This window comes from Costertonia aggregata, assembly GCF_013402795.1.
Classification (GTDB): Bacteria; Bacteroidota; Bacteroidia; order Flavobacteriales; family Flavobacteriaceae; genus Costertonia; species Costertonia aggregata.
The window spans coordinates 26,624-49,063 of the sequence record NZ_CP058595.1 but is presented as its reverse complement, the minus strand read 5'-3'; the positions used below and the strand labels follow the sequence as shown (position 1 = coordinate 49,063).

The window sequence follows — 22,440 nt, the reverse complement described above, 5'->3', positions numbered from 1 at the left end:
ATTATGGAAACAGTTAATAAAAAGATACTTTTAGTCGAGGACGACCCAAATTTTGGAATTGTGTTAAAGGACTATCTGTCTATGAACGATTTTGATGTTACTCTTGCCAAGAATGGTATGGAAGGCTTTGAAAAGTTCAAGAAAGACAATTTTGATGTTTGTATCCTTGATGTAATGATGCCCTATAAGGACGGATTCACATTGGCGAAGGAAATACGGGAAAAAAATGAAGAAGTTCCTATAGTTTTCTTGACTGCCAAAACCATGAAAGAAGATGTCCTAAAAGGATATAAAGCAGGTGCGGACGATTATCTGAACAAACCTTTTGATTCGGAAGTGCTTTTGATGAAGCTTAAGGCTTTGCTCCAAAGAAAATCATCCAACACGCTTGCAGACAGTAAACAATTTGAATTCAAGATCGGTAATTTTCATTTGAATTCGAAACTTAGATTTTTGAAATATAAAGACGAGGAAGCGATAAAATTGTCCCCAAAAGAAAACGAATTGCTAAGACTATTGGCTTTGCACGAAAATGATCTGATGCCGAGAGAACTGGCATTGACCAAAATATGGCGCGACGATAATTATTTCACTTCAAGAAGTATGGATGTGTATATCGCCAAACTACGTAAATATCTAAAAGTAGACGATACCGTAGAAATATTGAACATTCACGGTGAAGGTTTTAGATTGGTCGTTAAATCAGATTAATCGCTTACCATTCAAGTAATAAAAAAACCACTCGATCCGGGGTGGTTTTTTATTTCAAAATCTTTTGAACAATTTCTTTTGGCGAATATCGTATAGAAACCGTTATGGCATCTTCGGGCTCCTCCAAGGTGTCAAATTGTGATTGTAGCAGAGCCGCGGGCATAAAATGCCCATTTCTTTGGGAAAGTCGGTTCGATATTTCTTTATAAGAGCCTTTTAAGTATACAAATTTTGCCGAATCATTGAGCGAACGGGACAGTACATGCCTGTAGGACTGTTTTAATGCGGAACAGGCAATTACCGCTCCCTTTTTTTGATGTTGTTTTGCTAGCAGATTTAACGAGTTCAACCAGGTTTTTCTATCATCGTCATTTAAAGGATTTCCTGCTGACATCTTTTTTATATTGGCTTCGGGATGATAATCGTCCCCATCAAAAAACGGACAGTTCAATACCTTGGCTAATAACCTACCTACGGTACTCTTACCCGAACCGGAAACCCCCATAACAAAAAAAACAGACTTTTTGGAACTCATATGTTCTTTAGTTCTTGAATTTTGGAACTGATTTCATCTAGGATATCCGTTTTTTCAACGGCATGGTCTATCCAAACGGTATCTTCATTTTTTTTGAACCAAGTAAATTGCCGTTTGGCGAAACGCCTCGTATTTTTTTTAATTTCAGAAATGGCAAAATCCAATTCCCAAGATCCGTCAATATAATTAAAAAGCTCTTTGTAGCCCACGGTCTGTAGGGCGTTTAAATCTTTTTGACCATAAAGTGACTTTGCTTCCTGCAAAAGACCTTGGGTCATCATAGCATCTACCCTTTGGTTGATTCGTTCGTAGACTATTGCTCTTTCTGCGGTCAATCCTACCGTTAGTACCTGAAAAAGTCTTGAAGGTTTAGGTTTGTTCAAAAAAGAAGAATAGGGGAGACCTGTACCCATACATATCTCCAGCGCTCTTATCAACCTGTGCGGATTATCCTCATCGATTGTATTGTAATATTCGCTATCTAGTTTTTTTAGTCTGTGCTGCAATACCTGAATACCTTTGGTACGTAATTCTGAATTAAGATTATCCCTAATCCCTTTGTCGACCTTGGGGAAAGCGTCGAGCCCCTTTGTTACGGCATTCACGTATAGTCCACTGCCACCCACCATTATAACGACATCGTGTTCTTTAAAAAGTACATCTAAAAGAACCAATGCGTCTTTTTCAAAATCGCCTACCGAGTAGTTGTCATGTATACTTTTATGCTGGATAAAATGATGCTGAGCTGCTTCAAGCTCCGATTTTGTAGGTACGGCCGTGCCTATTCTCATTTCTTTATAGAATTGACGGGAATCGGCCGATATAATTACTGTCTTAAAATAATTGGCCAAAAAAATCGCTGTTTTGGTCTTGCCAATGGCCGTAGGGCCGACAACGGAAATGAGTATTTTTTTCATTACAGTTCACTTCCGCATTTATAACAATGCTTGGCATTGTCCCGATGTCCTTCGGCCGAGCACGAAGGGCAGGCCTGTGTACTGGTATGCACAACGCTCTTACCATCTTTTACGTTGGATTTTCCCTGCTTCGAAAATTCCACGGTTACAATACCTGTAGGAACAGCTATGATACCGTAGCCCAATATCATTATGGCAGTAGCTATAAATTGGCCTAAATTGGTCTGCGGGGCGATATCACCATAACCTACCGTAGTTAATGTTACTATGGTCCAATATATACTTCTGGGAATACTGGTAAACCCAGCATCATCATCTTCAATTAGATACATAATTGTTCCCATGATAACCGATAAAATCAAGACCACATAAATAAAAACGGCTATTTTCGCCCTACTGGCCTTGAGCGCCTGTTTTAATTGCGATGCCTCGCCCAGAAACTTCACCAGCTTTAAAATCCTGAAAATACGCAATAGCCTAAAGGCCCTCACGGCCAATAATACCTGTGAACCTGCAAAAATATAGGAGATATAGAGTGGTATGGTCGAGAGAAAATCCACTATACCATAAAAACTAAATATATATTTAAAAGGCTTGTGTATGCTTATTACCCTAGCGATATATTCTATGGTGAAAAATATGGTCACTATCCATTCCATTACCAAAAGCTGTTTGTGGTACTTTGTATCGATTTCGTCCACACTTTCGAGCATTACCAGTATTACGCTTATGATTATGAGGATGAACAGGACAATATCGAACCATTTGCCCAAAGGTGTATCAGCTTCATAAATAATTTCATGAACCCTGTTTTTCCAACCTTTTTTGATATTGTTCTTTTCCAATTTGTATGATTATAGTTCCAAGACCTTAATTATACGGTTTTTCCTAAGATAGGTTTCTATAATATGTGTGGTATTGGCATTACCTATCATTGGGGTTATTATAGATTCCAAGATATGAATATTATTGATTTGATGATTCAGATTGTAAAACCCCAATCCTTGAAAATTTCCATTTTTGACTAGAATGGCACTATATTCTCCAATTTCCCTACCCTTGTCCACCAAAATAACGTTCTTGTTTGTTATACTATGCTTTTGTATCGATGCTTTTGCCCTTTCGTTGTAGGTTTCAACATCTTCTTTATCGATACATGCCCCGTAACACTTGCCCGAGCCGTACCGCGAACACTGTCTTTTTGCCTGCGGGGTGTCGTTGAGTTTACCGCAAAGGTTAAATTCCTCTACTATTTTATGTATGAAGTTTTCTGCGGCTACTAAGCTGTTGAAAGTCATAAGACTCTTTTCATGCCCCTTTATTTTCCGTGCCTTTAGCACCACATAACCTTTTTCGTTTGTTGTTTCATAGATGCCATAAGAAAAAAGTCTTTTGTAATTATTGGGATTAAATTTTGGTTTGTTTCTAAGCAGTTCCTCGTTTTCTTTTAAAATCGCGACCAATTCACTACCGGTTTTCTCAAAAGTAACTTTTTTTGTTTCTTTTTGAATCGTTCTTGCACGATGTCCCGCTTTGGTAAAGTGCTGGTTTACCCTTTTCTTAAGATTAGTGCTTTTTCCCAAAAAAATGATTTCTCCATCCTTGTTGTGCATATAATATAACCCTGTTTCAGAAGGTAGGGATTCTACAATATCCAACTGTCTCTCCGATAGTTCGCCATGGGTCTCTTTGCGGATGACCTCTTTGACAATGCATTTGTCGGAATCTTTGGAAAGCAATAATTTAAATAACTGTAACGTAGCCAATGCATCCCCATTGGCCCTGTGACGATCACTTACAGGAATCCCAAGGGAGCGCACCAATTTGCCCAGACTGTGGGATTCGGCTTCGGGAATCAATTTTTTCGACAAATCTACCGTGCATAAGGTCTTGCGTTCAAAATTATAGCCCAATCGCCTGAATTCCGTTCTAAGGATTCTATAATCAAATTGTGCGTTATGTGCCACCAAAACGGTATCATGGGTTATCTCTACAATACGTTTGGCCACTTCGTGGAACTTAGGGGCTGTTCGCAACATTTTATTGTTGATACCCGTTAGTTTTACCACAAAAGGTTGAATCTCTTTTTCAGGATTGACAAGGCTAATAAATTTGTCTACCACATCGTGACCATCAAACTTATGAATGGCGATTTCCGTTATTCCTTCCTCATTATATTTTCCTCCTGTGGTCTCTATATCCAGTATGGTGTACAAAATATACGATTGGTTTTAAAAGTTAATCGAAGTTGCGAGCCCCAAAGATACTACTTCCAATACGTACCATAGTACTACCTTCCTCAATGGCGATTTTATAGTCCCCGCTCATTCCCATTGATAAGACCGAAATATCTTTTAGGGTTCCTTTGGTTTGGTCAAATAATGATTTTAAGTTTTTAAACTCTCTTCTCACTTGCGTTTTGTCATCGGTAAATGTTGCCATGCCCATCAACCCCGTTATCTTTATATTTTTAAGCTGATGAAATTCTTCGGAGTGTATCAATGCGAACACTTCTTTTTCATCCAAGCCAAATTTAGTATCCTCCTCGGCGATATGTATCTGTAATAAACAGTTGATTACCCTATCGTGTTTTTTGGCCTGTTTGTCAATTTCCTTTAACAGTTTTAAAGAATCTACCCCATGGATTAGGTCAACATATTCGGCCATGTACTTGACCTTATTACGCTGTACATGTCCTATCATGTGCCATTGGATTTCTTTGGGCATTTCTTCCCATTTTTGGGTCATTTCCTGAATTTTGTTCTCGCCGAAAATCAATTGACCAGCATCATACGCTTTTCTAAGATCTGCTATCGGTTTGGTTTTTGATACCGCCACTAGGGTAACATGGTCCGGTAAAGATTTTTTTAGGGTTTGTATATTGTTCTGTATTGACATTTCCATTAATTATAATTCATAAATGGCCAAACCACTTCTAAGTTTAGGCTCTATGTATGTACTCTTTGGCGGCATTACCAAACCGGCATCGGCAATTGCCTTGATTTCTGAAACAGTAATGGGAACAAGACTAAAACCAATGGCAAAATTGCCCTCATCTATTTCATCCTTCATTTTTATCACATTATGTTTACCATAGCCGTAATGTATACGGCGATCGTTTCGCAGATCTTTTATACCCAGTATGGGCTCCAATATGGTTTTGTACAGTATTTGCGTATCCAACTTACTCAATGCATTGGTGAAATGCCATACTTGTCTTCGTAAGTACAGTGAGTAAAACTCACCGTCCAAATACATACTGAAATGGTGTTTCTTGGTTGGTTTGTACAAGATGTCTCCTTTGTTTTCAATCCTGAAACAAGCATCTAGCTTTATCAATAGTTCTTCTTTGGTGAGTCCATTTAGGTCTTTGACCATTCGGTTAAATTCAAATATCTGTATTTGTGATTCTGGAATAAGGTAGCTCATAAAAAAATTATAAGGTTCTTTACCCGTATGTTTCCGGTTTTTTTTCTGCGATGTTTCCGCAAATAATACAGAGGAGGCACTTCTATGATGACCGTCTGCTATGTACAGTGTATCGATAGCATTGAATTGTTCTTGTAATCTGGTAACGATATCCTTTTCCGATATACACCATAGGCTATGGGTTATCTTATCTTTTGTGGTAAAATGATATTCAGGTATTTTATGGGTTTCTGCATTTAATATTTGGGAAATGGTATCATTATCGGTGTACGTCATCAAAACCGGTTCTGCATTGAACTTTACGGTCTCCAAATAATTTGAAAATATCAACTCTCTACGGTGTATGGTATCTTCGTGTTTTTTTATGGTATTGTTTTTATAGTCGGATACGCTTGTTGCACAAAATAAGCCATAACAGGAAAAATCGTCCTTTTCAATTTTATAAAGATAAAAGCTATCCGCGACATCTTTCATTAATACGTTTTCCTCCAAAAATTCCATATAGCGATTGTGTACCAACGTAAAGCGCTCTTGTCCTGAAACATGTTTGTCAAACTTAAACCCAGGATTTATAATGTGTAAAAAGGAAAACGGGTTATAGCTTAATTCCGCTTTTAATTCTTTTTTTGAATATTCCTCGTATGAACGGGAGGCTACAAATGCGACCTTATCCTTTGCCGGCCTTATGGCTTTGAACGGTTTAATGATAGCCATAGCCAGCTACACAAATTGTTTGGAGACAACCTCCGCTTTTCTGGATGTTGCGTAGTCGTAGAACCCCTCGCCGGATTTTACACCCAGTTTTCCTGCCATTACCATATTTACGAGTAGCGGGCATGGTGAATATTTTGGGTTTTTGAAACCGTCATACATTACGTTTAGAATAGATAGGCAAACATCCAAACCAATGAAATCGGCCAATTGCAATGGCCCCATAGGGTGCCCCATTCCCAATTTCATTACCGTATCGATTTCTACAACACCTGCGACACCATGGTATAGCGTTTCGATAGCTTCATTCAGCATAGGCATTAATATGCGATTGGCCACAAACCCAGGGTAATCGTTTACTTCCGTAGGGGTTTTACCCAAATCTCGGGATACTTGCATTATGGTTGCCGTAACTTCATTCGAAGTACTGTAACCGCGTATGATCTCTACCAATTGCATGATGGGTACCGGGTTCATAAAGTGCATCCCGATAACCTTTTTGGGTCTTTGGGTAACTGCCGCTATTTGTGTGATTGAAATGGACGATGTGTTTGTGGCAAGAATCGTGTTTTCCGCACAAACATCGTCTAACTGCTTGAATATTTCAAGCTTTAGGGCAATATTTTCGGTCGCAGCTTCGACCACCAAATCAACATCGGCCACCCCTTTTTCCAACTGGGTAAAGGATGAAATATGCGACAAAGTATTGGATTTGTCTGTTTCCGATATTTTTTCTTTGGCGACCATCCTATCCAAATTTTTACCAATGGTGGCCATGCCTTTTTTCAAAGATGCTTCTGAAATATCGATCAAACGTACGTTATACCCTTTTTGGGCAAAAACGTGTGCGATGCCGTTTCCCATAGTTCCCGCACCTATTACTGCAATATGTTTCATTGTTCAAAAAATTATTTATGAAAAATATGTGATGATTTTACTTGATAACCGAGGTTGTTATATGCTTTGCCCACTGCTCAAAATGAATCTATGATCTGCAGTGCAATACGCAATGCTTGTGTTCCCTGTTTTAAGGAAACAACCGGTTCTGTGTCATTTTGTATGGCGTCTGCAAAGGTTTCCAATTCATCTAAAATGGCATTATTGGCCTCAATTTTAGGGTTTTCGAAATAGATCTGTTTTTTTTCTCCTTCCGCATTTTGTAAGACCATGTCAAATTCTCCTGGATCGGTGGGCGCATCTTTCATTTTTACAACCTCTACCTTTTTCTCCAAAAAATCTACCGATATGTAAGCATCCTGTTGAAAAAATCTGGATTTGCGCATGTTTTTCAAGGATATTCTGCTAGCGGTCAAATTTGCGACACATCCGTTCACGAATTCGATTCGGGCATTGGCGATGTCCGGAGATTTGCTGATTACCGAAACGCCACTGGCATTTATTTGTTTCACATCAGAATTTACTACGCTCAAAATGGCATCTATGTCGTGTATCATCAAATCCAGCACTACGGGAACATCGGTACCCCTTGGGTTGAATTCGGCCAACCTATGCGTTTCAATAAACATGGGATTATCTATCTGATTCTTTACGGCCGTAAAAGCAGGATTAAAACGTTCTACATGGCCCACTTGCCCCTTAACGTTGTACTCCTTTTCCAGAATCAATAATTCTTCGGCTTCTTCGAGGGTGTTCGTGATGGGTTTTTCAATGAAGATATGTTTTCCCTTTTTCATGGCCTTTTGTGCACAATCAAAATGGGAAAGGGTAGGGGTAACTATATCGACTACATCGGCAGCATGAATCAAGTCATTGATGTTATCATAATACGTATACCCAAATTCCGCCGCAACATCCTTACCGTTGATCTCATCGGCATCATAAAAACCGATCAGTTCATATTTGAGTGACTCGTTAAGTAAACGAAGGTGGATTTTCCCCAAATGTCCTGCTCCCAAAACACCTACTTTAAGCATAATTTTTTCAGTTTGTATCAAAAATAAGGATAGTTTGTCGAGTATTGAAGTTTATGCGTTTATATGTTATGCCTCAAGAAAAAATAGTTTTCAATAGTGCTGTTTTGTGTTTTTAACTTCTTGTTGACTTTCCTAACTTTGAAGTAACCAAAAACCAAAATATTGAACGATACATTCAAACACAAGGGTATGCGTAACCAATTGGCCAATCTGCTCGTGACCAAGGGCATAACCCATAAAAAAGTACTTGATGCCATTCGTGCGGTGCCGAGGCATTTATTTTTGGACAGTAGTTTTGAGGCTCATGCATATCAAGATAAAGCCTTTCCCATAGGCGCTGAACAAACTATTTCACAGCCGTATACCGTAGCCTTTCAGACAGAACTTTTGGCACTTGGGGCCAATACTAAAGTTTTGGAAATTGGTACAGGTAGCGGTTATCAAACTGCCGTTCTGTTAAAATGCGGGGCAAAAGTATATACCGTAGAACGCCAACTGGAACTGTTCAAAAAAACCAGTCTTTTTTTCAAAAAAATGGGGTATAGACCTAAAAAAATAATTTTTGGCGATGGTTATAAAGGCCTGCCAGATGAAGCTCCCTTTGACGGTATTATCGTTACCGCCGGTGCCCCTGAAGTACCAAAACCTTTATTGTCCCAATTAAAAGTAGGGGGTAGGCTCGTTATCCCGGTTGGTGTAGAGGAGCAGACGATGACTCTTTTTATCAGAAAATCCGATAAAGCATTTGAAAAAGAGGAATTTGGCTCTTTTCGTTTTGTTCCTTTATTGGAAAACAAGAATTAATTAAACTGTAATCCTAGATTATAACTTTTGAACACTTCGCCGTTAAAATGGTTTTGGGCATAACCTATTCTAAAAAACCTGAATTTTTTCCAGCCTAGATTTCCCAGACCAATACCAAACTCGGAATAAGGTTGATTGTTGCTTGTAGATAATAACTTACCAGTCAGTAAAAGGTTAGAATTCAGCTTGTTCAACAACGGTATCTTTCCCATGATAAATCCTTTGAAATTGTACTCCGTATGGGCCTCTATATAATTTTTGTTTGTACTGAAATTGTAATAGGGCAATAAAAGAAAAGAGTTCATATACCTGTCTCCCCACGTGATCCTGGTACCGTTCCCGTTAAAATGTTGATAATCTACAAACGAGATATCATCGGCATTCAAAAAAGTCCCAGCCCTTAGGTTATAGCTAAACTCTCCTTTATCCGCAAAAGTGAGGTTTTGAGTTACCCTGATTTTTAATTGATCGTAATTATAAGCCGGGTTATTAGCGGCAAATCCCTTTTCATATCCTAAAAACAAAACTGGGTATTTGTTACTGAACAGATTGAACTTGCCATCGGGATAGTCCAAATATTTTTGACCAAAACGAATTCTTGCGTTGAGATTGAACTTGAAAATGGTGTGTTCGTCAATGGCGGCATTCGTAAAATCTAGAGGATCTAAAGGGTTGTTGGAAAGATATGGGTCGTCATTGTCTCCAAAAATCACATAATCTGTCGTATTAAAAACGGGCTTACGGTCCTCATATGCAATATCGGAAAATAAATAGATACCATTGGTAATCTCTTCGGAATAAAATATACTGGCAAAGGTCTTGCTATAAAATTTGGCGAAATTGTTCTCAAAAAAAAGTGATGCTATGGTGTTCCCAAATGTGGTTATGGGATTGTTGTTATTGAACTGAAGTAGTTCGTTGCCACCTCTTACTTGTAAATAGGGCCTGGAAAAGTTGTTAAAGCGATAGGATATTTCGCCCAAAGGCCTAAATACATGGTCGGAAAAACCATAATCAAAACTACCGTTGATATTGAACCTGGTCCCTTTTTCTTCGTCATAGGTCAAATAGTCGAGACCAATACCGCTATGCCAACCTTGTACAGTATTGAACCAAGTTTTCCCTAACGGGCTCTCCAAGGTATAAAAACGTTTTTTGAACGTGTTGGAATAAGTATACCCAAACAATAATGAGCTTAATTTGAATTTATTTTCTTTCCTATCGACCGAATCAAGATATTTTTGTGATTTTCGGATAACCTGTACACTATCTTTCACGGTATAGTCAATATTTTCTTCCAAAGTCAATGGTACGGGCCGTACCCCGTTCCAAAAAACACTGTCTTTTTTATTGGCTTCCTTTTCAAAGCTTACAACAGCATTACCAAAGGTTTTTTTATCAAAGTTGGGTTCAAAACTATAATTTTTGTAACCGGCCGTAAACCTACCGTCGCCTTTTATTCCAAAGAAACCATATTGAAAATCGATACTTTGCAAGACTTTTACCCAAATACTATCGGTAGTTGAGTAATTAAAGCTTTGTTTTATAAATAATGAATCAACGGCCAATAACTGTGCCTGTTCTCCCGTAACCGATAGGTCCGTCGCGTAAATGGCCCATTGATCTTCTACGATGTAGATGGTTCCCGTAAAGACTTTGTCTTTTGCTCTTTTGGGGATGACCTGTATTTGGTTGATGAGATTTTTATTGTCGTCATAAAAAGTACCCAACAATTTATATCTGTAATAACTAAATGCGTTATCGGCTATAGGCGAGATCAATTGGTTGCCCAGCGCTATCGTGTTTTTGTAATAAGAAAAATCAACATCTGAAGCATTGTTAAAACTAAAGCCATTGTCATCGCCGCTTACTTTGGATGCTACGATGGTTTCTTTGTACTCCTTTTTATTCTTGGCTATTTTGGATATGGTTTCGGATAGATAGATAATTCCAGATCGGGTTGAGTCCAACCCGCCTCCAAAATCGCCTAAATCTTGACCCAATATTTTTTCGGGAGCTTCCTTTATCTTTATTAATCCCTTTGAATAAAAATCGGCCGTGTAGGCTTCAATTTTTTTTAGATATTGTTTTCTTTTGGCGATGGCATTACGTATTATGCTATTGGCCGGATTTTCAGATGCATTGACGTCTACGGCATCCAACGTTACGGTTTCTTCTTCCAATACAATGTTCAAAAGCGTGGGAAAAGCTTTTATATCCAAGGTCTTTTTTTGGGTTGTATAGCCTAAATATTTAAAAACGATGGTAAAAGTACCTACTTCGTCAACATTCAATTTATAAAACCCATCATCGTTTGAAGTAGTGCCCGTTGTACTGCCTTCTAGGTAAATGTTTACAAAAGAGAGGGGTTTACCGTTAACATCGGTAACTTCGCCTTGTATTTGAGCTTTAACCAGTTGAAATGAAAAAAGGGAAAGAAATGCAAACAGGTATTTGGTCTTATCCATATGTGTGGTCGGTTACGTTTACCAATGATACGATATTGTAAATACCGGTTTTGTTCATTGTATGATGATGGTCAAAAAAACCGCTCAATTATTGAAACTCTTTTTAATACGGTCCAAATTTCGCTTATTGTCCCTATCTTTTATCGTATCTCTTTTGTCATATAGTTTTTTACCCTTTGCCAAAGCTATATTGAGTTTTGCCAGTCCTCTATCGTTTAAAAAAAGATTTAAAGGGATTATGGTCAAACCGGAATTTTTAACTTCTTTCTCCAGTTTTTTGAGTTCTCTTTTGTTCAATAGCAATTTACGTTCCGCCTTTGGTTTATGATTGTAATGGCTACCATGGGAATATTCGTCAATTTGCATGTTTATGATAAAAAGCTCGCCGCGGTAGTTGAATTCGCAGAAACTTTCCGAGATGGATGCCTTGCTTTGGCGAATGGATTTTATTTCGGTTCCGGATAAAACGATACCTGCGGTATACTTACCCAAAAGTTCATAATCAAACCTAGCCCTTTTGTTTTTTATATTGATATTTTGCTGAACCATTGCTGCAAAAATAGGAACAAAAAATAGATTTGTTCAAGAACACCTTCGGATAATAAGGGTTTGGCTCCTTTTTATGGATTTTGGATACAGTTACAATTAAAACGAAGCCTTGTGTCAAAGGCTTTATCACCTACAAGTTGCACAATAAACAAACTCCCGTTATCGTCATCTTCCATCGGGGAATATTTTTCTTCTCCAAGCAATTTATTTACAAAATCCGGAGTGGTGTTACTATGCCCTACGATCAAGACGTTTTGGCCCGCATGTGTTTTTTTGAATTCTTCAATATCAATCTGTGCTGGAGTATAATAGGTGACATCAATATCTTTTTTTACCGATGTTGGCGCTGCCGTCATCGACGTTCTTTCATAATCCGTTGAGTATATGGCGTCAAGTACTACGTCATCTAAAATTTCGGCCCAGTGCATGGCTCTTCCCAAACCTTTTTGGGTAAGTTCGGGGTCTGCGTTTTCTGGGTCGCTTCTATCTTTTTCGGCATGTCTGATCAAATAAAAGGTAGATACTGTTTCCTCTACAGGTGCTGGAATTTTTTCATCTTCCTTACAGCTGTTCAAGCCCAAAAAAAAGAGGCCTATAAAAAAATACTGTAACGCTTTCATTTTCTTATGGTTTGGATTAAACATGACATTGCTATATCATTAACAGTGAGCTTTTTGAAAAAGTATGTATGATATTATTTTTTTATCTCTTTGTTGATTAACTGATCAAGGTACGCGATGGTATTTACCAAATATTTTCGGTCTCTGGTCAGGGTAGACATTGCGATGGCACCTTGGACCATGGTAAAAAGTTGTTTGGCAAATTGTAAGGGCGTTACGGGGATTTTGATTTCATTGCTGTTTACGCCATTTTCAAGCACCAAGGCTATTTTCCCCTCAATTGTTTTAACGGTTTCCTTAACGGCCGCTGCCAAAAGTTCGTTATTGTTTTGAGCGTCAACACCAACATTAAGAACAGGACAGCCTCCCATTTCAATCGTAAAAACATCGTAGTATTTGTAAAACTTGGTCAGTGCAAAAATCTTGGTAAGCGAATTTCCCTCGACATTCAATACTTCGTCTAGCTTGTTCAATAAAATTTTACTGTTGAACTCAAAAGCGGATAGGGCCAAAGCCTCTTTGTTCTCGAAATTGCCATACAGGGCACCTTTGGTCAAACCTGTGGCATCGGTAAGGTCGCTCATACTCGTGCCTACATAACCATGCTTGTTGAACACGGGAGCAACCGTTTCTATAATGTATGAGGTTGTTTTTTCGGCTTTGGTCGGCATGCACAATATTTTATACGAATATAAAAAAAGTATATACTGTATGGTATAAATATCATCAAAAAAAAGAGCATCAATTTATAGATGCTCTTTTAGGGTAATCAATATGTATAATTAAATTGTAGTGATATAAACCAAAACCTTTTAGTTTACCAGTTCGTTTTGATTTCTAAATACCAATTCATTATCAAAAGAATCTATAAGAACAATACTTTCCGATTTTATGTTGCCACTCAACAATTCTTTGGACAAATTGTTCAGCACTTCTTTCTGTATTGTTCTCTTTATGGGTCTGGCGCCATATTGTGGGTCATACCCTTTATCGGCCAAATAATTTATAGCCTCATCTGTCGCATCGATAGTGATGTTTTGCTTGGCTACCATGCGTTTTAGTTGCTCTAATTGTAATTTAACTATTTGTTCGATGTCTTTTTTGCTCAGTGGCGTGAACATGATGATATCGTCGATACGGTTCAAAAATTCTGGCCGTATGGTTTTTCGCAGTAAGCCGAGCACTTCAATCCTTGATGCTTCTGTCGCACTATGAATATCGCTATTGTTTTCAAATTTCTCTTGGATAATATGGCTTCCCATATTACTGGTCATGATGATAATGGTATTTTTAAAATCGGCGACCCTACCTTTGTTATCGGTCAACCTGCCTTCGTCCAAAACCTGTAACAGTATATTGAATGTATCTGGGTGGGCTTTTTCAATTTCGTCCAATAGCACTACGGAATAGGGTCTGCGCCTTACGGCCTCTGTAAGTTGCCCACCTTCATCATAACCTACATACCCTGGAGGGGCTCCTACCAATCTACTGACTGAGTGCCTTTCTTGATATTCGCTCATGTCTATTCGGGTCATGGCATTCTCATCATCGAACAAATAAGAGGCCAGAGTCTTTGCCAGTTCGGTTTTTCCCACACCGGTCGTTCCTAGAAAAAGGAAAGAGCCTATGGGTTTTTTGGTATCTTGAAGTCCGGCACGACTGCGTCTAATGGCATCGGAAACAGCCTGAATGCCCTCTTCTTGGCCGACCACTCTCTTGTGTAGTACTTCCTCTAGCTTTAATAATTTTTCCCGTTCGGACTGCAGCATTTTGGTAACGGGAATCCCTGTCCATTTTGCAACAACTTCAGCAATGTCCTCATTGGTGACTTCTTCCTTGATAAGGGTATCGCCCTCTTGCTGTTTCAGCATTTCGTTTTGGAGGGATTCCAATTTTTCTTGGGCTTCCTTGATTTTTCCATAGCGCAATTCGGCCACTTTGCCATAATCACCATTACGCTCTGCCCGTTCCGCTTCCAATTTAAATTCCTCTATGTCATGTTTGGTCTTTTGGATATTGTCTACTACTGTTTTTTCGCTTTCCCATTTCGCAAAGATTTCATTTCGTTCTTCCTTTAGATTTGCGAGGTCAATGTTCAAGGATTTCAGTTTAGCGGTATCGTCTTCACGCTTAATGGCTTCGATTTCAATTTCGAGCTGCATTATTTTTCTGTCCAAAACATCCAATTCCTCTGGTTTTGAATTGATTTCCATACGAAGTTTTGAAGCGGCCTCATCCATTAAATCTATGGCCTTGTCCGGTAAAAAACGGTTGGTGATATAGCGTTGGGAAAGTTCAACGGCCGCGATGACCGCCTCGTCCTTTATCCTTACCTTATGGTGTGCTTCGTATTTTTCTTTAATGCCCCGTAATATAGAGATGGCGCTCTCTGTATCCGGTTCATCTACCATGACCTTTTGAAACCTACGCTCCAAAGCTTTGTCTTTCTCAAAATATTTTTGATACTCATCTAGGGTAGTGGCCCCAATCGCCCGTAGCTCGCCCCTGGCCAAAGCAGGTTTTAAAATGTTGGCGGCATCCATGGCACCTTGCCCACCACCAGCACCTACGAGTGTGTGTATTTCGTCAATAAAAAGTACGATATCCCCGTCTGATGTGGTTACTTCCTTGATGACAGCCTTTAAGCGTTCCTCGAACTCGCCTTTGTATTTAGCACCTGCTATCAATGCTCCCATATCCAGAGAAAAAATGGTTTTATCCTTTAGGTTTTCGGGAACATCGCCTTGCACGATTCTATGGGCCAAACCTTCGGCTATCGCGGTTTTACCAACGCCAGGTTCACCGACCAGCATGGGATTGTTCTTTGTTCTTCGTGAAAGTATCTGAAGTATTCGGCGAATTTCTTCATCGCGGCCAATTACTGGGTCTAGCTTACCACTATCGGCAAGTTCATTAAGGTTTTTCGCATATTTATTAAGGGAGTTATAGGTTTCCTCAGCACTTTGCGAAGTTACTTTGCCTCCTCTTCTAAGTTCTTCAACGGCTTTGGTCAGCCCTTGCTCTGATACACCTTGGTCTTTCAATATTTGGGCGATCTTACTTTTTGATTTGAGCAGGGCCATTACTAGATGTTCGATTGACACGTATTCGTCATCCATTTTTTTGGCTATGATATTGGCTTCGTTCAAGGTTTTACCTGCCTCTTTGGAAAACATCATCTCCCCACCGGAGACTTTTGGAAAGCTTTGCAGCTCCTTATCCAAAATTTGATTCACCATTATACCATTAACGTTCAGTTTGTTTAGGATAAATGGTAAAACGTTCTCATCAACTTCGGTAATGGCTTTAAAAAGATGCTCGTTTTCTATTTGTTGATGCTCCATACTTTGCGCAACCATTTGTGCTTGTTGTATGGCCTCTTGTGATTTTATCGTAAAATTATTAGGATTCATTGAATTTATATTTTAAAGAATATCTTATTAGTTTTGCAACATGTATTTCAACAACCTTACCAAGTAAAAAAGACAGACAAAATGTCTGCTAATCTCAATAATAACAAGACAATACGGCAGATTGTAAGGTTGGTCAAAGTCTACGACCTAGTATAAAAATAAAGTGTGTAATGGGATTGTTCAAAAATATGTTCGGGAATACCAATGCGACCGAAAAAGAGGAAGAAAAACGCATTTCTTGGATTCCTTTGACGTCTTTGGACCAATTACAGGAAATCGAGATAAAATCCAAAGGGAAAACACAAGTAATATTCAAGCATTCGACCACTTGCGGCATAAGTAGGATGGTATTGAACATGTTTACCCGTTCTTACGATCTGGAAGAGAATCAAATGGACTTCTATTTTTTGGACTTACACCAAAATAGGGAAGTGTCTGACGAAACGGGGTATACATTTCAAGTAATGCATCAATCTCCACAATTACTCATCATAAAAAACGGTACGGCAGTATTTCATACTTCGCACGGAGCCATAAGTGAAGTTGATTTAAAGAAATACCTATAAAAAAGCCCTGGTACCAGGGCTTTTTGTTAGAAGTTTTGACTTGTAATAATCTGTTTTAAACGAGCTTTTAAATCCTCACCTGCATCAAACACCATTTGTTCGTTACTGGGAAAAGGTACCGCGGCCAACTGTAACAATGAAATCAGGTCGTTTTCCAAAGCTCTTTTATCGCCGTCATAATTGGCGTATACATGTTCAAAAACAAACCCACTGGATAATGGATATGTATTGACTTGCTGTTTTGTTCTTAAATCCTTGAATACGACATTTCCTGTTACCTGTGCCGATTTAAACTGTGTAAATTGGTAAAAATCACACCGTACCGTTTTGAACTTATCAATTTTTATCTTGTTGCCCAGACTATCTTTTACAACGTTGCCATCATTATCGGTAGCGTATGTATAACCGTCTTTGATTTGTCTTTCTTTTGAGATTTGTTTTTCCCTTACTTGTTCGGGAGAAATGTCAATACCCCTAAAGGCAACTTCCATTTCGTAATCATAGTTTATTTTATCATTTGGGTTGCTATGGTATTCGGTCCAAAGATTGTTCAATCCATATGTGTTGAAATTCAATAAATCCTCTTCCAATCTTGCCGGGATGATCTGCTCGGTATCATTTACCATTTTCACCTTTACATAATCCAATCCTTTGGCGTAAGCTTCCTCGATTTTTTGTTTGGTATCGGAATATCCGGGATTCAATTTTTCCAAATAGGTGAAATCATCATAAGCTCTTCTATAATCAACCTTTTCGGATGCGTTGGCCAACAAGTTGGTCGCATTATCATATAAATAATCGGACAGCTCGATTTTTGCGGTGATTATTTTTTCATCATAGTTTTGAAACGAAAATTTCGCATTTCTGTTTTCTTCATAGATTCGTAACGGTAGTAAAGGGCGTATTCTTTGCTGAATGTCCTTTAAGTTGCTGTAACTATTAAATATGGTCTCAAAATTTGCCGGATTGCCGTCTTTATTTAAAAAGTTTATTTTTTGAAGCTCTCTTTCGGTATTCTTTTTAAAGGCCTCTTCCAACAATATTATGTAGTCTTGATGTCCTTTTTTGGTTTTGTTCTCTACCAAATTTACAATGGCCTTATCTATAGCTGTGCTATAATTACCACTATTGAGGGCTTCCTGGGTTTTTTTCACTCCTCCGCAAGAGATGAAAATTACCAATACGATACTGTAAAGTAATGCTTTTTTCATGATGTTTAGTTTTATGGTTAGTCGCATATAGTCCCAATAGCGTGCCAAAATCGCTAAGAACCATAACGCAAAAGATAAAAACATCGTATAAATACCGGTAAACGTAGTGTTGTTTGATTATTTTATATACACCGGTTAACGGTCAGAACCCCTCAATTTGATTGTGGCTGTTTTTAGTTTGTCTAAATTCAAAATGATGTTATGATTTCAACAGATCAAGGTATGAATCGGCCAGAAATAACTTAATAAGATTTCTCTTTGTGCCCCGTTCGGAATGACCGGCTGTTCGCTAAAAAAGAAATTTATTCTTTTTTCAAAACTATGGATTTTGAAACCGTAGTGATTTATTTTGTTTTTGATTTAAATGGTGGTAAAAGCTTAGAGGAAACTTCTCCAAAACCGATACGGATACCGTTTTTCTCACAATGTCCTTTTATGGTTACCGTATCGCCGTCTTCAATAAATTTTCGGGTCTGTCCATTTTTTAAGGTCAACGGTTTTGTACCCTGCCATGCCAATTCGAGCATAGAACCGTAGGAATCCGATGTTGGTCCAGAGATTGTACCGCTTCCCATCATATCGCCACTGTTGATCTTGCAGCCGTTTATGGTGTGGTGCGCCAATTGTTGGGCCATGGTCCAGTACATGTATTTAAAATTGGATTTCGAAACTGTGGTAGGCTCATCGTTCTCCGGGGCAATATCTACCTGTAAATGGATATCAAAACTCTTTTTTCCATTTTGTTGTAAATAGGGCATTGGCGTTGGTTCTTGTTTAGGGCTTTCCACACGAAAGGGTTCCAAGGCATCCATGGTAACGATCCATGGTGATATAGAGGAGGCAAAGCTTTTCGCCAAGAATGGCCCTAAGGGCACATATTCCCATTTTTGAATATCCCGGGCACTCCAATCATTAAACAATACCATTCCAAAAATATAGTCTTCCGCTTCATCAACAGGAATGGATTCTCCCAACACATTGGCATCTGTTGTTATAAAAGCCATTTCCAATTCAAAATCGACCAATTTTGACGGGCCAAAAACGGGGGTTTCCGCTCCTTTGGGAAATGTTTGCCCAATAGGTCTGTAAATAGGAGTTCCAGAGGGCACTATGGTTGAACTTCTACCATGATAGCCTACGGGAATGTGCAGCCAGTTGGGCAAAAGGGCATTTTCGGGATCACGAAACATTTTCCCTACATTGGTGGCATGTTCCTTACTGGAATAGAAATCTGTATAATCGCCAATCAAAACGGGCAATTGCATTTCTATCTCATCCATAGTGAAAAGAACTATTTTTTTATGCTCTTCGTTATGTTGTAACGTTGCATTGTTCTTGTCAAAAATCTCACTGATCCTGTTCCGAACCAAACGCCATGTTTTTTTTCCGTCGGAAATAAAATCATTCAGCGTATCCTGCAGAAAAATATCATCGGTCAAGGGAATGCCCTCAAAATACCCCAATTGATGTAAAGCGCCCAAGTCAATGGCATGGTCTCCGATACGTGTTCCTATGGTTATTACGTCTTCACGGGTAAGAAATACACCAAAGGGTATGTTTTGTATGGGGAAATCTGAATGCAGTGGTACTGGCAGCCATGTTTTCTTTGCGGGATCGTTAGTTTTAGCAGGCATGTATATTGTTAATTTATGTTTGATAAATATGGTATCAAATATATTATTTTATATTAATTAAAGACGTGCAATTCGTATTTTAGCGGTATCATTTAACAGAATGGACAACTATGAAAAGAGACAACGAAATTTTTGACTTAATAGCTGCCGAAGGTGAACGCCAAATTAATGGGATTGAACTTATTGCCTCCGAAAACTTTACGAGTCCGCAAGTTATGGAAGCAGCGGGATCCGTGTTAACGAATAAGTATGCCGAGGGCTATCCGGGTAAACGCTATTACGGTGGGTGTGAAGTTGTCGATAAGGTTGAGCAATTGGCGATCGATCGTGCTAAAGCCTTATTTGGCGCCGTTTATGCCAATGTTCAACCACATTCCGGTTCACAGGCCAATGCAGCGGTATATCATGCTTGTTTAAAGCCCGGTGATACCATTCTAGGATTTGATTTGTCGCATGGCGGACATCTAACGCACGGCTCTCCCGTTAATTTTTCGGGTAGGCTGTACCATCCTGTCTTTTATGGGGTAGAGGAGGATACCGGTGTTTTGGATTATGATAAGATTCAGGAAATCGCTACTAAAGAAAAGCCCAAAATGATTATCGCAGGTGCGTCCGCCTATTCCCGTGATATGGATTTTGAAAGATTTCGGGAAATTGCTGATAGCGTTAACGCCATACTTTTGGCCGATATCTCACACCCTTCGGGACTTATCGCCAAAGGTATTCTGAACGACCCGATTCCCCATTGCCACATCGTGACGACCACTACACACAAAACTTTGCGAGGACCTAGAGGTGGGTTGATACTAATGGGCGAGGATTTTGAAAACCCTTTTGGTATTCGTTTAAAAAACGGTAATCTTAGGAAAATGTCGGCGCTGCTTGATTTAGCGGTATTTCCCGGAAACCAAGGCGGTCCCCTAGAACATATTATAGCCGCAAAAGCGATTGCTTTTGGCGAAGCGTTATCGGATGATTTTTTGGCCTATATGCTTCAAGTAAAAGAAAATGCCGCTGCGATGGCTTCAGCTTTTGTTGCCAAAGATTACAAGATTATCTCTGGCGGGACAGACAACCACATGATGCTCATTGATTTGAGAAATAAAAATATTACGGGAAAAGATGCCGAAAAAGCATTGGTAAAAGCCGATATTACGGCAAACAAAAACATGGTCCCTTTTGATGACAAATCCCCTTTTGTTACCTCTGGGATACGCTTTGGGACCCCCGCGATTACCACAAGAGGGCTCAAGGCAAGCGATATGAAAATTATAGTGGATTTAATAGATGAAGTATTGACCAACCCCGATGATGAAAATAAAATCAAAGAAGTCAAGCGTAAAGTAAATGAAATGATGGCTTCCAAGCCTTTATTCAATACTGAGGCAGAAATGCCGCTAATGGAAAATCGATAGCCCTATCATATCGATTTTCCATTAAAAATCAATGGTTCAGCATATACAGGTCAGCATAGACAATAGACTTGTTCGCCAAATCATAGATTACGGCATCTTCTTGAGAGTAAAAATACAACCCCCAAAAACTAAAGTAATCCACTTTTTTGTTTGTATCGGTTTCAATCTTTATCAAAGTCGCATCCGATTCTATAATGTTTTCTTCAAAAACCGGGACGTATATTTCAAAGGGTACTTCGGTTTCACCTTTGGTTAGGTATATATAGTTGTTTGCCAGTTCTTGTAATATATTTTCTAATTGGTCGGGAATACTTTGTTCATAAATTTTATTTATTATGAGTGAAGTATCTTCCAAGAGAATAGTAAACTCATCAATATCTATTGATTGTATATTCTTACTTCTTAAATCGGTAAGTGCTTTTAAAAAGAAAGAGGTGTTTTTTAAATCAAATGTATTGCCCCAAATACCGTTGTTTATATGGGCAACGGTTTCAGAAAGTTCAAAGTTACAGTGTGCCTCGATAACCAAGTGTACAACATCGTCATTTTTAGGGACACTACGAACAACGACATTGGAAAATAAATGCTTTTCCAACGATTTAATAAAATTAGGTAGGCCTTCTAATCTTACATTGTAGTTGAAATCAAATTGCTGGTTATTCTTAAAACTGTCCAAGTGTAGCGGCATAGGAACAAGGTTTGATTAGTACTCGCTACAAAAATATTATATACAAAAATAGGAGAGGTTAAAAAAAACCGCAAAAAAAGTACGGTTTTCGTTCCCTTTAAAAAAAATAAATTGCTGATTTTGAGTGATTTATAAAATTTGTAGTAAAAATACTAAATAAAACCCCTGTTTTTGGCTTCTGCAATCAAGGCTAAATCATTCTCTTTTTCTATACCGAACATCGCTTTCATATTTCGTTTTCTTTTCTCAATAGTGGTTATAGAAACTTCTATCCCCTTCATGTCTTTTGTTTTTTCACCAAGTGATAATCTGTAAAGAATTTTTTTGTCCAACTCATCGATCATGTGCGAATTGGCCAATTTTTTTCGTATGGCAAAAAGAGCACTGGCCGTATAGTAGGGTATGTCCGATCCCATGACGGTTTCAAGCATGGCTTTTAAAGTTAGTTCATCTACTTCGTCCTTAACCAAATAACCATCTGGGTTCACGGTTGCCGTGAGTTGGTTTATGCGATAGTTGTCACTGTAAGACGACATGAACACCACTTTTGAATTGGGAACGATTTCCCTGGCAAGCAGTCCCAGTTGCTCTCCGGTTTTTAGTGGCGCATCTTTCCCGTGCGATAACTGAATATCCAACATTATCATATGGTAACGAACGCCCCTGACCGAATTTTCGATTTTTTTCTTGCCCAGTTCATACGTATTGGCGATTTCCATTTTGACCTCATAATCCTCAAAATCGGCTCCTTCTAAAGTATACTTGTAACCTAGCGTTATCATGGTATGGTCATCAACGGCCAAAATACGCAATACTTTTTTTGAATCTTCCATAT

Annotated in this window: 21 protein-coding genes; 4 read left to right on the top strand and 17 right to left on the bottom strand. The window is 38.7% G+C overall.

From position 1 onward, the window contains the following. Nucleotides 1-3 precede the first annotated feature (3 nt). The gene (locus HYG79_RS00230; protein ID WP_179240177.1) at nucleotides 4-711 is read left to right on the top strand and encodes a response regulator transcription factor; all 708 of its coding nucleotides are present in this window, start codon (nucleotides 4-6) and stop codon (nucleotides 709-711) included. Between the two features lie 49 nt (nucleotides 712-760). Here the strand turns inward: HYG79_RS00230 and HYG79_RS00225 are convergent, their stop codons facing one another. The 8 genes from HYG79_RS00225 to HYG79_RS00190 all read right to left on the bottom strand — a co-directional run bounded on the left by HYG79_RS00225 (nucleotide 761) and on the right by HYG79_RS00190 (nucleotide 8,237). After that, a complete protein-coding gene (locus HYG79_RS00225; protein WP_179240176.1) occupies nucleotides 761-1,246 on the bottom strand; it encodes a gluconokinase in 486 nt (161 codons plus the stop codon). Continuing rightward, on the bottom strand, nucleotides 1,243-2,163 hold the full coding sequence (miaA, locus tag HYG79_RS00220) for a tRNA (adenosine(37)-N6)-dimethylallyltransferase MiaA (protein WP_179240175.1): 921 nt from the start codon (nucleotides 2,161-2,163) through the stop codon (nucleotides 1,243-1,245). The genes HYG79_RS00225 and miaA overlap by 4 nt, the downstream gene beginning before the upstream one ends. Next, the gene (locus tag HYG79_RS00215) at nucleotides 2,163-3,008 is read right to left on the bottom strand and encodes an ion transporter (protein ID WP_179240174.1); all 846 of its coding nucleotides are present in this window, start codon (nucleotides 3,006-3,008) and stop codon (nucleotides 2,163-2,165) included. Before HYG79_RS00215 ends, miaA begins: the two co-directional genes overlap by 1 nt. Nucleotides 3,009-3,017: 9 nt before the next feature. Continuing rightward, nucleotides 3,018-4,379 carry an exonuclease domain-containing protein gene (locus HYG79_RS00210; protein ID WP_179240173.1) on the bottom strand — a complete coding sequence of 454 codons (1,362 nt, stop codon included), beginning with the start codon at nucleotides 4,377-4,379 and terminating at the stop codon, nucleotides 3,018-3,020. Between the two features lie 22 nt (nucleotides 4,380-4,401). After that, nucleotides 4,402-5,061: a YggS family pyridoxal phosphate-dependent enzyme gene (locus HYG79_RS00205; RefSeq protein WP_179243447.1), complete on the bottom strand. Its 660-nt coding sequence runs from the start codon at nucleotides 5,059-5,061 to the stop codon at nucleotides 4,402-4,404. A gap of 9 nt (nucleotides 5,062-5,070) precedes the next feature. After that, entirely contained in the window at nucleotides 5,071-6,306 is a 1,236-nt protein-coding gene (locus HYG79_RS00200) for a DUF1015 domain-containing protein (protein ID WP_179240172.1), read from the bottom strand. Nucleotides 6,307-6,312: 6 nt separating this feature from the next. Beyond that, nucleotides 6,313-7,200 carry a 3-hydroxyacyl-CoA dehydrogenase family protein gene (locus HYG79_RS00195; RefSeq protein WP_179240171.1) on the bottom strand — a complete coding sequence of 296 codons (888 nt, stop codon included), beginning with the start codon at nucleotides 7,198-7,200 and terminating at the stop codon, nucleotides 6,313-6,315. 77 nt (nucleotides 7,201-7,277) lie between these two features. Beyond that, on the bottom strand, nucleotides 7,278-8,237 hold the full coding sequence (locus HYG79_RS00190; RefSeq protein ID WP_179240170.1) for a Gfo/Idh/MocA family protein: 960 nt from the start codon (nucleotides 8,235-8,237) through the stop codon (nucleotides 7,278-7,280). Nucleotides 8,238-8,399: 162 nt separating this feature from the next. On the opposite strand from HYG79_RS00190, the gene HYG79_RS00185 reads away from it, so the two are divergent. Next, nucleotides 8,400-9,041, top strand: coding sequence for a protein-L-isoaspartate(D-aspartate) O-methyltransferase (locus HYG79_RS00185; RefSeq protein ID WP_179240169.1), 642 nt, complete (start codon nucleotides 8,400-8,402; stop codon nucleotides 9,039-9,041). Here the strand turns inward: HYG79_RS00185 and HYG79_RS00180 are convergent. The 5 genes from HYG79_RS00180 to clpB form a co-directional block, all read right to left on the bottom strand. Further along, complete coding sequence (locus HYG79_RS00180; RefSeq protein WP_179240168.1) at nucleotides 9,038-11,509, bottom strand: DUF5686 and carboxypeptidase regulatory-like domain-containing protein; 2,472 nt, start codon at nucleotides 11,507-11,509, stop codon at nucleotides 9,038-9,040. The genes HYG79_RS00185 and HYG79_RS00180 overlap by 4 nt on opposite strands. Before the next feature lie 84 nt (nucleotides 11,510-11,593). Beyond that, on the bottom strand, nucleotides 11,594-12,058 hold the full coding sequence (gene smpB, locus HYG79_RS00175) for an SsrA-binding protein SmpB (protein ID WP_179240167.1): 465 nt from the start codon (nucleotides 12,056-12,058) through the stop codon (nucleotides 11,594-11,596). A gap of 71 nt (nucleotides 12,059-12,129) precedes the next feature. Next, the gene (locus HYG79_RS00170; protein ID WP_179240166.1) at nucleotides 12,130-12,678 is read right to left on the bottom strand and encodes a SixA phosphatase family protein; all 549 of its coding nucleotides are present in this window, start codon (nucleotides 12,676-12,678) and stop codon (nucleotides 12,130-12,132) included. Between the two features lie 74 nt (nucleotides 12,679-12,752). Then, the gene (locus HYG79_RS00165; protein ID WP_179240165.1) at nucleotides 12,753-13,349 is read right to left on the bottom strand and encodes a TetR/AcrR family transcriptional regulator; all 597 of its coding nucleotides are present in this window, start codon (nucleotides 13,347-13,349) and stop codon (nucleotides 12,753-12,755) included. Nucleotides 13,350-13,490: 141 nt separating this feature from the next. Then, nucleotides 13,491-16,091 carry an ATP-dependent chaperone ClpB gene (clpB, locus tag HYG79_RS00160; protein WP_179240164.1) on the bottom strand — a complete coding sequence of 867 codons (2,601 nt, stop codon included), beginning with the start codon at nucleotides 16,089-16,091 and terminating at the stop codon, nucleotides 13,491-13,493. A 170-nt stretch (nucleotides 16,092-16,261) separates the two neighbouring features. Between clpB and ytxJ the strand changes: the two genes are divergently transcribed. Further along, entirely contained in the window at nucleotides 16,262-16,657 is a 396-nt protein-coding gene (gene ytxJ / locus HYG79_RS00155) for a bacillithiol system redox-active protein YtxJ (RefSeq protein WP_179240163.1), read from the top strand. Nucleotides 16,658-16,683: 26 nt separating this feature from the next. On the opposite strand, the gene HYG79_RS00150 is transcribed toward ytxJ, so the two are convergent. Together HYG79_RS00150 and fahA are read right to left on the bottom strand one after the other, a co-directional pair. Further along, nucleotides 16,684-17,868, bottom strand: a complete 1,185-nt coding sequence (locus tag HYG79_RS00150) for a hypothetical protein (RefSeq protein WP_179240162.1) — start codon at nucleotides 17,866-17,868, stop codon at nucleotides 16,684-16,686. Between the two features lie 344 nt (nucleotides 17,869-18,212). Then, nucleotides 18,213-19,502 (bottom strand): fumarylacetoacetase, encoded by a 1,290-nt coding sequence (gene fahA, locus HYG79_RS00145; RefSeq protein ID WP_179240161.1) that lies wholly within the window; start codon nucleotides 19,500-19,502, stop codon nucleotides 18,213-18,215. A 110-nt stretch (nucleotides 19,503-19,612) separates the two neighbouring features. Here fahA and glyA point away from each other — a divergent pair, with 110 nt between their 5' ends. Beyond that, on the top strand, nucleotides 19,613-20,917 hold the full coding sequence (gene glyA, locus HYG79_RS00140) for a serine hydroxymethyltransferase (protein WP_179240160.1): 1,305 nt from the start codon (nucleotides 19,613-19,615) through the stop codon (nucleotides 20,915-20,917). Nucleotides 20,918-20,945: 28 nt separating this feature from the next. Here the strand turns inward: glyA and HYG79_RS00135 are convergent, their stop codons facing one another. Next, nucleotides 20,946-21,605, bottom strand: coding sequence for a hypothetical protein (locus HYG79_RS00135; RefSeq protein WP_179240159.1), 660 nt, complete (start codon nucleotides 21,603-21,605; stop codon nucleotides 20,946-20,948). A gap of 152 nt (nucleotides 21,606-21,757) precedes the next feature. Next, the gene (locus HYG79_RS00130) at nucleotides 21,758-22,438 is read right to left on the bottom strand and encodes a response regulator transcription factor (protein ID WP_179240158.1); all 681 of its coding nucleotides are present in this window, start codon (nucleotides 22,436-22,438) and stop codon (nucleotides 21,758-21,760) included. Nucleotides 22,439-22,440: the final 2 nt, after the last annotated feature.